The sequence below is a fragment of the Petrotoga sibirica DSM 13575 genome, assembly GCF_002924625.1.
GTDB lineage: Bacteria > Thermotogota > Thermotogae > Petrotogales > Petrotogaceae > Petrotoga > Petrotoga sibirica.
Window position 1 is genome coordinate 18,524 of record NZ_JAHC01000017.1, and the last position, 12,884, is coordinate 31,407.

A 12,884-nucleotide genomic window follows, 5' to 3' on the forward strand; every position below is an offset into this window, starting at 1 on the left:
CATATGGAGACAGTAGAGATAAAAAAATGGATAAGAGACATACCAGATTTTCCAGAAAAAGGCGTTATATTTAGAGACATTACCCCACTTTTGAAAAATCCTGAAGTATTTAAATATTCACTTAACAAAATCGTCGAATTGATAAAAGATTGGGATTTTGATTGTATTGTATCCCCTGAGTCAAGGGGGTTTATATTTGCCACACCTTTAGCTTATATCATGGATAAAGAATTCGTTCCCATCAGAAAACCAGGAAAACTACCTTACCAAACTTATTCGATCTCTTACGAATTGGAATATGGTCAAACATCCCTGGAAATGCATGTTGACGCGATTGAAAAAGGTGAAAAAGTCATAGTTGTTGATGATGTGTTAGCCTCGGGAGGTACTACAAAAGCCATAAAAGAATTAATAGAAAGAGCTGGAGGAGAAACCGTTGGAGTTGTTTGTCTTGCCGAACTAACCTATCTAAACCCAAGAGAAAATCTAAAAGATTTGGAAATTGCTAGCTTGATATATTATTGAAAGTATAATTTAATTGTAAGAAGGGGGAAAAAAGATGAATGGAATAAAATTTGATTTCTCAAATGTTATTCATCCCAATATAGAAAATGGATTAACGGAGGAAGAAATAAACCAACACGCCAATAGAATTCAAGATATTGTGGAAATGATAAAACAAAAAAATCCTGGCTTTTTGAGTCTACCTTTCACAAGGGTTTACATAGATAGAGTTTTGGATTTAAAAACGTGGGTACAAAGTTTTGAAAGTGTAGTAGTTTTAGGAATAGGCGGTTCAGCATTAGGAAATCAAGCACTGCAAACAGCGCTCAATCCATTGAATTATAATGTTTTATCTAAAGAAATAAGAAAAACTCCTAAAATCTTCATTCTCGATAATGTTGACCCTGATTTCATAGCGTCCGTATTAGATCAAATCGATCCAAAGACTACTTTGTTCAATGTTATATCAAAATCCGGTACAACAGCCGAAGCCATGGCAAATTATTTGGTTGCAAGAGGAATAGTAGAAGGATTTGGATTAGACCCAAAAGAACATTTTCTATTCACCACCGACCCAGAAAAAGGTATATTGAAAAAAATAGCTGAAGAAGAAGGAATAAAAACCCTAGATATACCCCCTTCAATTGGTGGCAGGTTCAGTGTTTTGACCCCTGTTGGTCTTTTATCAGCTTTGGCAAGCGGAATAGATATAATTGATCTATATAACGGTGCCAAGGAAATGCATCAAAGGGTTATTAATCCAAACATTTGGGAAAATCCCTCTGCTTTTAATGCCCTAGTCCATTATCTTTATTACCAGAAAGGTTACAATATTTCTGTAATGATGTCATACTCAAACAAATTATATCTACTAGCTGATTGGTACAGACAATTATGGGCAGAAAGCATTGGGAAAAAATACAATTTAAAAGGTGAAGTCGTGAACGTTGGTCAAACTCCAATAAAAGCATTAGGTACAACAGACCAACATTCCCAAGTTCAACTATATAACGAAGGGCCTTACGATAAGGTAATCACTTTCATACAATTAGAAAATTTCGAACGAAACATAAAAATCCCTAACATACACTGTGATCTTCCTGAGCTATCTTATCTGGGAGGTAAAAATCTTTCAGCCCTTTTGAATACAGAACTAGCTGGTACGGAATACGCTTTGACAGAAAACAATAGACCAAATCTCAAAGTTATTTTCCCTCAGATCAATCCCTTCAATGTGGGACAATTCATATTCGCATATGAATTTCAAACAGCAGTGATGGGAAGTCTATTAGAGATAAACCCCTATGACCAACCCGGTGTCGAATTAGGTAAAAAGGTTACTTATGCTATGATGGGAAGGAAAGGATACGAAGATTTCAACATCGAGGTAGAAAACAAACTTAAAAGCAAAAAACAGGTAACGATGTAAAAATGGTAATAGGAATTACAGGCCCTGCAGGATCTGGAAAAAGCACTGTATCAAAGATAATAAAAACAATATACAAAAATAAGGCATCCATAATCGATGTGGATAGGTTAGGACACGAGGTCTTAACCTATCTTTTTATTAAAGAGAAATTAAAAGAAAACTTTGGAGACGAAATATTTGACGATAATAACAATATTTCAAGATCCAAACTTGGAGAAATAGTTTTTTCAAATAAAGAAAAGTTAGAATTATTGAATCAGATTGTCCACCCAGAAATTCTTAAAAAAACTGAACAAATAGTGAGAAAAATTTCAAATAAAAATGATATAATAATTGTAGATGCAGCTTTGCTTTTCAAAATAGGAGTGGACAAATTATGTGATAAAATTATCTACGTAGATGCCCCAGAAGAATTACGTATTAAAAGGCTGTCAGAAAATCGCGGTATCCCCTTGGAGAGATCAAAAAATATCGTTGAATCACAAGATTACAAAGACTATAAACATTATGATTTTAAAATATGGAACGCTGGTAATTTTGATCAATTGTACAAAGAAATAGAAAAAATTATCCAAAACTTATGAGGAGGTGTTTGGAGTGAAGAAAGTTGTTACCATTCTTTTTACAATTTTACTTGTTTCTTTTGCTTTTTCTCAAGTCGAAATTGAGTTTTGGCACGCGATGGGTGGGCAACTGGGAGAGACGTTGAACTCCTTAGTCGATACCTTTAATAGGGAAAACCCAGATGTTCACGTCTCAGCTATCTATGTAGGGAACTACAGCGCTTTAAACCAAAAGTTACTTTCTACAATCACCGCTTACTCCCAAGGAAGTACTACAGACCTTCCGACTTTATCCCAAGCTTACGCAAACTGGACGGCAATGTACCTTTTTTCTGGTGTAGTGGAACCACTTAACGGATATATTGAAAATGATTCCGCGTTTAAGGATGCTTGGGATAATCAGATATTCCCTGTTCTAAAGGATATAGTTACTTGGGGAGACACTGTATACGGAATCCCATTCAACAAATCTGTTTATGTTTATTATTATAACCCTGATCTCTTTGATCTATTTGGAGTTAACCCCCCCAAAACTATGAATGAGTTGTTTGAAGTAAGTGAACTTTTAACAATGGATTTGGATATGGATGGAGAAACAGATCAATATGGATTAGGTGCGAGAAACTTTATCGACGATTTTCAGATATTTTTATATGCACATAACGTAACATTCTTAGAATACGTTGGTGACGGTAAATACAAGATTGTTTTACCTGAAGAAGAAACAAAAGAAGTTTTAAGATACATAAAGAACCTGAAAGATTCTGGATACGCCCTGTTCCAAAACGCATATTTGGATCCCCAGTTCGGCTCAGGAGAAATCGCTGCTTACATGGCAACTGTTGCAGGCTTAACTTATGCCGAAAAATCTTCCAGAGGGAAACACGGGGTTGCTTGGGCTCCATTGCCTTCTGTAGATGGTGTCCCTCGCTCACCTATAGCTGGAACAGATTTGATAATGTTTAATTGGGTAAGCCAAGAGCAAAAAGACGCAGCATGGAGATTCCTTAAATTTTTGATGGACCCCATTAACGTTGCATATTGGTCAATAAATACCGGATATGTTCCAATAAGAAGAGATGTTGAAGAAGTTCCACAGTGGAAAGCTCATACGGCAAGAGATGATAAACCAACTATTGCACTTAAAGAATTAGAAACCGCTATCCCAGATCCAAAACCTGCAGCATGGAACAATATAAGAGGTGACATCAGCACAGTATTTGCTAACTTCCTAAATGATATGGCCACAGTAGACGAGACATACGATGCTATTGTGAATACTTTAGAAACAGGATTAAAGGAGACAGGTGAATACGCTGAATAATAAATAATAATCATCAAAACCCCAGGTAGAATCAGAACCTGGGGTTTCATTTTGGTGGAGTTGATGGGATTCGAACCCACGACCTTTGCCTTGCGAAGGCAACGCGCTCCCGCTGCGCTACAACCCCTTCTTTTTATATTATATCAAAATTCATCAAAGAATTAAACTTCTTGTATAATTCCATCTCTAATTTGAATAATTCTATCAGCTCTTTTTGCAATATTCGAATCATGGGTAACTACCACAAGCGTTGTTCCCTTTTCTTTTCTTATTTCCTCCAAAAGGTTTATTATTATTTCACCATTTTCACTGTCAAGATTTCCAGTTGGCTCGTCAGCCCATATAACCTCTGGCGAATGTATTATAGCCCTTGCAATTGCAACTCTTTGTTGCTCTCCACCTGATAGCTCATAAGGGAATCTTTCTACTTTATTGTCAAGCTTAACTTTTTTTAAAACTTCGTAAGCCTTTTCTTTTGAGGTTTTATTCTTTTCTCCTAAGATTAACAAAGGCATTTGGACATTTTCTAAAACCGTTAAAACCGGAATTAGATTAAAAAATTGAAACACAAAGCCCATGTTTTTGGCTCTGAAGGAAGTCCGTTCTTCTTCTTTCAAATTTTGGAATGGAACCCCTTTAAAGTATATCTCGCCGCTTGTAGGATTATCTATTGCAGAAAGGCAATTAAGCAAGGTCGTTTTACCTGAACCTGAAGGTCCTAATATACCAATAAATTCACCTTTTTTAATCGTTAAGGTAATGTTCTTTAAAGCCTCTACTTTTACTCTTTTATCGTTGTACACTTTGTACAATTCGATCGCTTTTATCAAAGCACTATTTTTATTCTCAACTTCCATTATCCTATCTCCCTCAAACTATCTGCTGGTGTGATTTTAGTTATTAAAAACGAAGGTATCATCAAGGTTAGAAAAGTGATTAAATACACCATTCCAACTATTCCTACTACATTCAACAAAGGAAAATAAAAATCAACATTTCCTAAAAGATGAAAGATGGCGAAAACGATATCCTTTGCGACTAGGTAACCTCCAACAAGACCGATGAAAGCTCCTACGGAAACAATGCTGAAATTTTCAATGAGAAGCCCCTTAGTTATATCTTGTGAGCTTGAACCAATAGCCCTTAGAGTCCCGATTATTCTTTGGCGAATTATACATGACCTTACAGAGTACAGCGCCAGTCCTGAAAATCCACTAATCAATCCAAGATAAAGCATCCCCGTTGCAAGGGAAATTATACCATCGACTCCATTATAAATGTTTTGTAATTCCTCCTCTATAAAAATGGGGAAATCAAAAGTTGACATATATTTCTGTTTAATTTCATCTATATTTTCTTTAGGCACATTTCCTAAAAGTATATCGATACTTTTCACACTATTAGGTTTAGAAATTATATTTGTAACATATTTTACAGGAATTGTAATATCTTTTAAGTTAAAAAAACCCACAACATCATAAGAAACGTTAGATGCTCCACCTAAGGGCGTAATAGAAGAAAGTTTGCCCCTGACGTACTCTGGGACTTTTTCTTCATCACTAAATTTTCCATAAAGAACGGTATTTTTACTCTTTAGTTCCTCTCTCCAAACTGTTACTGATTCCGATGGAATTATCGCCGATTCAAGAAAAGTATTGTCTACAAAAGCTATAATCTGTGAGTTGATCATGGCAACTTGAACCTTAGTGGGCTTTTCTATTCCTTCATAAACCGCTATATCATCAGAAAAAAACAAGTTTTTTATAGGATTTGATACAACCAGAAAATTGTATCCAAATAATCCTTCTTTCATAGAAGTGTCAACAAACCTAACCAAATTCGCTGGTATGGAAGAAATAACAATCAAACCAAAAATAATTATACCAAACATCAAAGAAAGCATTAAAACTCTCACGGGGAATCTCTCTACATACGAAAATCCCAAAAGAAAAGGAACACTCTTCTTTGAGGAAAACACCTTAGAAAACCTTCTTAAAATTGGAATTATAGAAGTAAAAAAAAGAACGACGATGAAACCGAATAAAAAAGATCTTTGAAAAATAAAATTAAAAGTTAATACTCCTGAAGAGAGACCAAAATATGTTTTACTAAGTATCATAAGAAAAATGGATAACCCAACATTAAATAGAGGATTTTTGAATACAAATACTAAACCCAAGGAAATTAGTATTAATCCTGGGATTTCAAACTCATTTGCAAATGAAATCAGCAGAAAACCTGATATAATAAAAAGAATGGAAAACCACCCGTTAATACCATGAGGAACATATGCCTCCACATCCTTTTTCAAGGATTCTACGGGAAAATTGTTGGAAATATGTAACCCTTTAATCATAAAAATAACCAAGGGTATAATAATACCTATTAAAAAACCAAATATTATTGTTCTAACACTTAATTCATAAGGAACGGTTGTGAAACTTCCCAAAGTTTCGAAAGTTAGACCTGATACAATTTCACCAAGTTGATTTAACAGGACAGCTCCGAATTTCGCCCCCAAAAGGACTCCTATTATAGAAGATATCCCAAAATACAACAGGGCTTCCATAAAGAAAAGAAATAAGATCTTATACCTTTTAAAACCTAAAATCCTTAAAATACCTACCGTTTTTTCTTGCTCGTTTGCAAAATTATTCCCGAAAACTATAACTAATATTAAACCAGCCAATATTGAAAAAGAACTAAAGGCAAAAACAATATATCCCAGAATTTCATTTACTGGGGAATTTAAAAAATCTTCTTTTATATTATTAATCTCCAAATTTGAAGGAAGGGAAATATTAGAAATATCTACATTTTCAGATTCAACAAAATCTACATAAGCTTTTGAAGGAAAAACTGTATTGCCTTTGAAATCTGATACATTAACAAAAACCGATCCTGGATATTGCGCCATCTCTCCTCGATAATTCAAAAAACCCTTCTCACCAACATAGTTAATCTCTAAATTCTTTGAACCTCCAGGCATATGAATTGTAATGGTTTCTCCTTCGTTAAGTCCAAATTCTTTTGCTATCTCTTTAGATATAACTACTTTACCGGGGCTTAAATCAATATTTTGACCCACAAAGTTTGAAAGACATTCTTCTTTAACCGCAACAACCAGAACTTCTAAAAAACGTCCATTATGCTCTATTCTTCCCAAACTTTCTGAAACCGGTAGAATATTCTTTATTTGGGGATTGCTTTTTATATCGTCTAAAATCATTTGTGACAAAGGAAAAGAGAGAAAAAATGATGTCCTGTTATTAACAATAAAGGCATCTGCTTGACCAAAATTAACTTCCACTTGAGTTTTTCTATAGGAAACTATCGAATCATTAAGGGAAAGAGAAGAAACAGTTAATAAAGAAGGAATGATAGTCCCCAATACTAACAAAATACTTACTTGCCATCTCTTTAAAAAATTACGAAGGGCAAATTTCCAAAAAAACACTAAACCATCTCCCAAAACGCATTATTCGCTGTATAGTGTTATTTTATCAAATTACTTTCAAAAATACTAAGGTTTAACAAAAAATATATCAAAATTGATTACATAATAAAATGAGTTTGTGAACGTAGCAAAGTTTTTCACGGACATTTAATATTATCTAATGCGTGACATACAAAAGAATAAAAAAAGGGGTAAAATATTACATGTATAAAAAAGTTAAGTTATTTTTTATAAAAACATTACAAAAGCATTATAAAAGAGGTGAGTAAGTTGAAAATAGTAGGTCCAGAACAAGCAATTTCGTTTATTCCCGATGGAACTACCTTAATGATAGGAGGATTTTTGGGCGTTGGAACACCAGAAACTTTGATAGACGAACTAATAAACAAAAGGAAAAGTAATCTGACAGTTATATGCAACGATACCTCTTTTGAAGACAAAGGGGTTGGTAGATTAATAGCTAGCAAACTCGTAAAAAAAGTTATAACCTCACATATTGGAACAAACAAAGAAACTCAAAGACAATACATGGAAAACGAGTTGGAAGTTGAGTTTGTCCCTCAAGGCACATTAATAGAACAAATTAGAGCTGGGGGTGCTGGTCTTGGAGGCATATTAACGCCAACAGGGATAGGAACTATAAGGGAAGAAAGCAAACAACTCATTGAAATAGATGGGGAAAAATATATTCTCGAAAAAGCTCTTAGAGGAAAAGTGGCTCTTGTTAAATTCAACAAGGCTGATCATCTTGGAAATTTACATTGTTCATTCACCGCAAGAAACTTTAATCCTGTTATGTCCTTAGCTTGTGATATCGTTATTGCCGAAGTAGATGAACTTGTTCCAACAGGTAGTATACATCCTGATGAAGTTCACATTCCAGGTGCCATAGTAGATTACGTTGTTATAAGGGGTGAAAAACGATGAATGAAAAAGAAAGGATCGCCAAGAGGGTCGCAAAAGAACTGAAACCAGGAAATATCGTCAACTTAGGAATTGGCTTGCCCACTTTGGTATCTAACTTTGTGTCTAAAGATGCTCAAATATTTTTCCAAGGAGAAAACGGTATTCTTGGAATAGCTTCCGAGATTCCTGAAGAAATTTCTAACTCCAACTTAATCAACGCAGGTGGAAAATATGTGGATATAATCCCCGGTGCAATGACATTTGATTCTGCTTTTTCTTTTGCGTTAATTAGAGGTGGTCATGTAGATGTAACCGTTCTTGGAGCTTTTCAAGTTGATCAAGAAGGACACTTAGCGAACTGGATAGTCCCTGGAAAAGTTATCGCTGGCATGGGTGGAGCAATGGACTTAGTTACCGGTGCAAAAAAAGTTATAATAGCAATGACACACACCTCAAAAGGTACCCCGAAAATAATTAAAAAGTGTTCTTTACCTTTAACCTCGATTAGAAGAGTCGACCTTATAGTAACAGAGTTTTCTGTCATTGAGCCAACCGATAATGGGTTATTATTAAAAGAAATTTCCCCTGACATTACATTGGAAAATTTAAAAGAAATAACCGATGCTGAACTGATAGTTCCAAATGACTTAAAACTTATGGAACTCTAACTATCCTTTTTTATGATAATCTTAACCTTGGATAAAAACAATCTTGAAACCTTTATTATTCGATATTTCTAAGGAGGGACAATAAATGGAAAAAGCGATTATACGCGTAAGAATGAGTTCACAAGACGCTCATTATGGAGGCAACTTAGTGGACGGGGCAAAAATCCTACAATTATTTGGAGACGTTGCAACAGAGTTGCTCATAAAACATGATGGTGATGAGGGTTTATTTAAAGCATACGATTATGTTGAATTTATCTCTCCTGTTTATGCAGGAGATTATATTGAAGCAGAAGGAGAGATAATAAAGGTTGGAAATACCTCTAGAACTATGAGCTTTGAAGCCAGGAAGGTTATAACAAAGAGAGCGGATATAAGTGACTCTGCTGCAAATTACCTTGAACAACCCATAATAGTTTGTAAGGCGAGCGGTACATGTGTAGTACCAAAAGGTAAAAAAAGGAAGTGAAAAAATGGAAAAGCTAATTATCACTGCAGCCTTAACTGGAGCCGAAGTAACTAAAGAGCAACAACCTGCCTTGCCAATATCTCCTGAAGAAATAGCTCAAGCAGCTTACGATTGTTATTTAGCTGGTGCTTCTATTGTTCATGTCCATGCAAGAGATCAAAAAGGCAATCCAACACAATCTTTAGATGTATACAAAGAGATTAAAGAGAAGATAGAAAATAGATGTAATATCATCTTTCAACCATCTACCGGTGGATCTGTTTACCACACTTTTGAAGAAAGAAGGCAACCCTTAGAACTAAACCCAGAGATGGCTACTCTATCAGCTGGAACAACAAACTTCGGAAAAGATATTTTTTTAAACACTGAGGAATACATCGAAAAATTTGCTCTTGAGATGAAACGGAGAAAAATCAAGCCAGAGATAGAGATATTTGAAAGGGGGCATATAAATAACGCTCTAAAGCTAGAAAAAATGGGTTTATTAGGCAGACCAATTCACTTTGATTTTGTAATGGGTGTTCCAGGAGCTATACCTGGCGAAATCGATGACCTTCTATATCTTGTAAGTCATATCCCACAAAAGAGCACATGGACGGTAGCTGGAATAGGGAAGTATGAACTATCGCTTGCTGTTCATGCCATATTGATGGGCGGACATGTTAGGGTAGGGTTCGAAGATAACATATACTTTAAAAAAGGAGAACTTGCGAAATCTAATGCCCAATTAGTTGAAAGAATAGCCAAAATATCTTTAGAATTAGGAAGAGAAGTTGCTAGACCTGAAGAAGCCCGAAAAATATTAAACATTGGAGGTGAAGAATGAAAAAAGGTTGCCCGTTCGGTTCTCATAGAGTTATCGAACCAAAAGGATTGTTACCTCAAGCCGCAAACAAAATAGATAACTCAACAGAAATATATTCAAATGAGATATTAATAGATGTACTAACATTGAATATTGATTCAGCCAGTTTTACACAGATAAAAGAATCATGTAAAAATGATGCTGAGAAAGTAAAAGAACGTATTATAGAAATAGTAAACGATAAAGGAAAGATGCAGAACCCCGTTACTGGTTCTGGGGGAATGCTTATTGGGATAGTAGAAAAAATTGGTTCGGAATTTCCACACAAAGATTTAAAAGTTGGAGACAAAATTGCCACCCTTGTTTCTCTATCAGGCACACCTCTAAAAATTAACAAAATAAAAAAAATAAATTTGGAAAATGAGCAGGTAGATATACAAGGTAAAGCCATATTATTTGAAAGCGCAATTTATGCTATTTTACCAACAGATATCCCAGAAAAATTAGCCTTATCGGCTTTAGATGTTGCGGGAGCTCCTGCTCAAACTTCTAAATTAGTTAAAAAAGGTGACACAGTCTGCATCATTGGTGGTGGAGGAAAATCAGGAATACTATGCTCTTATCAAGCAATGAAAAATACTAGAGAAAAAGGGAAAGTTATAGTTGCCGAACATTCTGTGGAAAATGCAAAAAGGATAAAAGAGTTGAACTTAGCAGATGAATTAATAATTGCAGATGCAACAAAACCACTTGAAGTATACCAAAAAGTATTAGAAAAAAACAATGGAAAACTTTGTGATGTAACGATTAACAACGTGAATGTCCCTAATACCGAAATGTCATCGATTTTAATAACGAAAGATAGTGGTATTGTCTATTTTTTCTCTATGGCAACATCTTTTACCAAAGCCGCCTTGGGAGCCGAAGGAGTTGGAAAGGATTTAACTATGATTATAGGAAATGGTTACACAAAGGGACACGCGGATTTAACCCTTCAAATATTGAGAGAGTCGAGTGAAATAAGAAATTTGTTTGAGAAATTATATGCATGAGGAGGGGTCATTTATGAATATCCCTAGAAATTACAAGGATATACCCTTATGGAAAGATGTGACGGAAGAAGAATGGAAAGATTGGCATTGGCAACTTAGAAACAGAATTACAGATGTTGAAAAATTAAGGCAGATAATCAACTTAACCCCTGAAGAGGAAGAAGGTATTAAAAACACTTTAAAAACTATGAGAATGGCTATTACCCCATATTTTGCTACTCTAATGGATCCTGATAACGCAAAATGTCCGATTAGGAGACAAGCGGTACCCAGCTCAAAAGAACTGATAAAGGGACCATGGGACCAAATAGATCCACTCCATGAAGATGCAGATTCGCCTGCACCCGGGCTTACCCATAGATATCCTGATAGAGTTTTGTTCTTGATAACCGATATGTGTGCGATGTACTGCAGACATTGCACCAGAAGAAGGTTCGCCGGTCAGTTAGACGCCAACAGAAAAAGAAATGAAATCGATGCCTCACTTCAATACATACGAGATACCCCTCAAGTTAGAGACGTACTTTTATCCGGTGGAGATGCCTTAATGGCTGGAATATCTATTCTAGAATATATACTTAGTGAGCTGAAAAAAATACCACATGTGGAAGTAGTAAGAATAGGGACGAGAGTTCCGGTGGTATTTCCTCAGCTAATTACCGATAATTTAGTTAATGTACTCAAAAAGTACCACCCTCTATGGCTCAACACCCAGTTCAATCATCCAAAAGAAATAACCCCGGAATCTGCTGAAGCTTGCCGAAAACTGGCTGATGCTGGGATCCCACTTGGAAACCAAACAGTCTTACTTAGGGGAGTGAACGACAGCAAATACATTATGATGGAATTAGTCCATGAATTGGTGAAAATAAAGGTGAGACCGTACTACCTATACCAATGTGATTTATCGCAAGGTATAGAACATTTCAGAACATCGGTATCAAAAGGTATAGAGATTATGGAATCCCTTATTGGTCACACATCTGGATTTGCCATTCCCTCATTCGTCGTAGATGCTCCCGGAGGTGGGGGGAAGATCAGAATAATGCCAACTTATTTGATATCTCAAAACAAGGATACTGTGATCTTAAGAAATTATGAAGGCGTAATATCAACCTATCACGAACCCAAAGATACAACCACTGACGTCGATGATTTAATTTATAGAGAAAAATATCAGTGGTTTGGGGTGGCAAGACTGTTTGATGATAAAGAAAAATTAAGCTTGGAACCTGATCTATTAGAAAGACATGAAAGAGTGAAAATGCGCAAAAAATATGGCGAACTAGGGGGTAAAAATGAAATACGAAGAGATAAAAATCAATCAAGTTTATGAAGCTGAAAGAAAAATAACCTCCCAGATGGTAGAATCTTTTGCAGAAATAACAGGGGATAAAAACCCTGTTCATTTAGACGAAGAATTCGCATCTCACACCTTATTCAAAAAAAGAATAGTTCATGGAATGTTGAGTTTGAGCATAGTATCGTCGATTCTTGGTATGGAATTTCCGGGTCCAGGAACTATATATATTAAGCAAGAGGTAAAATTCTTAAAACCCATATACATAGGTGAAAAAATAACGGTTAGAATAACTGTAAAGGACAAAATAGAGGAAAAATCCAGATTAATACTTATAACACAAATTATAAAAGAGGATGGATCTTTGGGAATAGATGGTGAAGCTTTGGTGTTATTCAAAAGCTGAG

13 protein-coding genes and 1 tRNA gene are annotated in these 12,884 nt (G+C 35.3%); 11 read left to right on the forward strand and 3 right to left on the reverse strand.

The genetic code is table 11. The annotated features are described in order from the left end of the window. The first annotated feature begins 3 nt into the window (after window positions 1-3). From AA80_RS04800 to AA80_RS04815, 4 genes are read left to right on the forward strand one after another with little or no spacing between them, the layout of a single operon-like run. A complete protein-coding gene (locus AA80_RS04800; protein WP_103876688.1) occupies window positions 4-525 on the forward strand; it encodes an adenine phosphoribosyltransferase in 522 nt (173 codons plus the stop codon). Window positions 526-559: 34 nt separating this feature from the next. Further along, complete coding sequence (locus AA80_RS04805) at window positions 560-1,933, forward strand: glucose-6-phosphate isomerase (RefSeq protein ID WP_103876689.1); 1,374 nt, start codon at window positions 560-562, stop codon at window positions 1,931-1,933. 2 nt (window positions 1,934-1,935) lie between these two features. Beyond that, complete coding sequence (coaE, locus tag AA80_RS04810) at window positions 1,936-2,517, forward strand: dephospho-CoA kinase (protein ID WP_103876690.1); 582 nt, start codon at window positions 1,936-1,938, stop codon at window positions 2,515-2,517. Between the two features lie 13 nt (window positions 2,518-2,530). Next, window positions 2,531-3,820 carry an ABC transporter substrate-binding protein gene (locus AA80_RS04815; protein WP_103876691.1) on the forward strand — a complete coding sequence of 430 codons (1,290 nt, stop codon included), beginning with the start codon at window positions 2,531-2,533 and terminating at the stop codon, window positions 3,818-3,820. 52 nt (window positions 3,821-3,872) lie between these two features. Here the strand turns inward: AA80_RS04815 and AA80_RS04820 are convergent. The 3 genes from AA80_RS04820 to AA80_RS04830 all read right to left on the reverse strand — a co-directional run bounded on the left by AA80_RS04820 (window position 3,873) and on the right by AA80_RS04830 (window position 7,277). Further along, window positions 3,873-3,947: transfer RNA gene (locus AA80_RS04820), tRNA-Ala, on the reverse strand. A gap of 34 nt (window positions 3,948-3,981) precedes the next feature. Next, complete coding sequence (locus tag AA80_RS04825; RefSeq protein WP_103876692.1) at window positions 3,982-4,677, reverse strand: ABC transporter ATP-binding protein; 696 nt, start codon at window positions 4,675-4,677, stop codon at window positions 3,982-3,984. After that, a complete protein-coding gene (locus AA80_RS04830) occupies window positions 4,677-7,277 on the reverse strand; it encodes an ABC transporter permease (RefSeq protein WP_103876693.1) in 2,601 nt (866 codons plus the stop codon). The genes AA80_RS04825 and AA80_RS04830 overlap by 1 nt, the downstream gene beginning before the upstream one ends. A gap of 270 nt (window positions 7,278-7,547) precedes the next feature. On the opposite strand from AA80_RS04830, the gene AA80_RS04835 reads away from it, so the two are divergent. The 7 genes from AA80_RS04835 (at window position 7,548) to AA80_RS04865 (ending at window position 12,883) form a co-directional block, all read left to right on the forward strand. Next, a complete protein-coding gene (locus AA80_RS04835; protein ID WP_103876694.1) occupies window positions 7,548-8,204 on the forward strand; it encodes a CoA transferase subunit A in 657 nt (218 codons plus the stop codon). Then, window positions 8,201-8,851: a 3-oxoacid CoA-transferase subunit B gene (locus AA80_RS04840; protein ID WP_103876695.1), complete on the forward strand. Its 651-nt coding sequence runs from the start codon at window positions 8,201-8,203 to the stop codon at window positions 8,849-8,851. The genes AA80_RS04835 and AA80_RS04840 overlap by 4 nt, the downstream gene beginning before the upstream one ends. Before the next feature lie 85 nt (window positions 8,852-8,936). Next, window positions 8,937-9,320 (forward strand): 3-aminobutyryl-CoA ammonia lyase, encoded by a 384-nt coding sequence (gene kal, locus AA80_RS04845; protein WP_103876696.1) that lies wholly within the window; start codon window positions 8,937-8,939, stop codon window positions 9,318-9,320. 4 nt (window positions 9,321-9,324) lie between these two features. Then, the gene (kce, locus tag AA80_RS04850) at window positions 9,325-10,146 is read left to right on the forward strand and encodes a 3-keto-5-aminohexanoate cleavage enzyme (RefSeq protein ID WP_103876697.1); all 822 of its coding nucleotides are present in this window, start codon (window positions 9,325-9,327) and stop codon (window positions 10,144-10,146) included. Then, a complete protein-coding gene (gene kdd, locus AA80_RS04855; protein WP_103876698.1) occupies window positions 10,143-11,177 on the forward strand; it encodes an L-erythro-3,5-diaminohexanoate dehydrogenase in 1,035 nt (344 codons plus the stop codon). Before kce ends, kdd begins: the two co-directional genes overlap by 4 nt. 13 nt (window positions 11,178-11,190) lie before the next feature. Beyond that, complete coding sequence (gene kamA / locus AA80_RS04860) at window positions 11,191-12,513, forward strand: lysine 2,3-aminomutase (RefSeq protein WP_103876699.1); 1,323 nt, start codon at window positions 11,191-11,193, stop codon at window positions 12,511-12,513. Further along, complete coding sequence (locus AA80_RS04865) at window positions 12,476-12,883, forward strand: MaoC family dehydratase (protein ID WP_103876700.1); 408 nt, start codon at window positions 12,476-12,478, stop codon at window positions 12,881-12,883. The genes kamA and AA80_RS04865 overlap by 38 nt, the downstream gene beginning before the upstream one ends. Window position 12,884 lies beyond the last annotated feature (1 nt).

Excerpts from the sequence above, each read along its gene's own strand:
- kamA (WP_103876699.1), top strand. The coding sequence starts at position 11,191 with ATGAATATCCCTAGAAATTACAAGGATATACCCTTATGGAAAGATGTG.
- AA80_RS04865 (WP_103876700.1), top strand. The coding sequence starts at position 12,476 with ATGAAATACGAAGAGATAAAAATCAATCAAGTTTATGAAGCTGAAAGA.
- coaE (WP_103876690.1), top strand. The coding sequence starts at position 1,936 with ATGGTAATAGGAATTACAGGCCCTGCAGGATCTGGAAAAAGCACTGTA.
- AA80_RS04840 (WP_103876695.1), top strand. The coding sequence starts at position 8,201 with ATGAATGAAAAAGAAAGGATCGCCAAGAGGGTCGCAAAAGAACTGAAA.
- AA80_RS04800 (WP_103876688.1), top strand. The coding sequence starts at position 4 with ATGGAGACAGTAGAGATAAAAAAATGGATAAGAGACATACCAGATTTT.
- AA80_RS04825 (WP_103876692.1), bottom strand. The coding sequence starts at position 4,677 with ATGGAAGTTGAGAATAAAAATAGTGCTTTGATAAAAGCGATCGAATTG.
- kal (WP_103876696.1), top strand. The coding sequence starts at position 8,937 with ATGGAAAAAGCGATTATACGCGTAAGAATGAGTTCACAAGACGCTCAT.
- kdd (WP_103876698.1), top strand. The coding sequence starts at position 10,143 with ATGAAAAAAGGTTGCCCGTTCGGTTCTCATAGAGTTATCGAACCAAAA.
- AA80_RS04805 (WP_103876689.1), top strand. The coding sequence starts at position 560 with ATGAATGGAATAAAATTTGATTTCTCAAATGTTATTCATCCCAATATA.
- kce (WP_103876697.1), top strand. The coding sequence starts at position 9,325 with ATGGAAAAGCTAATTATCACTGCAGCCTTAACTGGAGCCGAAGTAACT.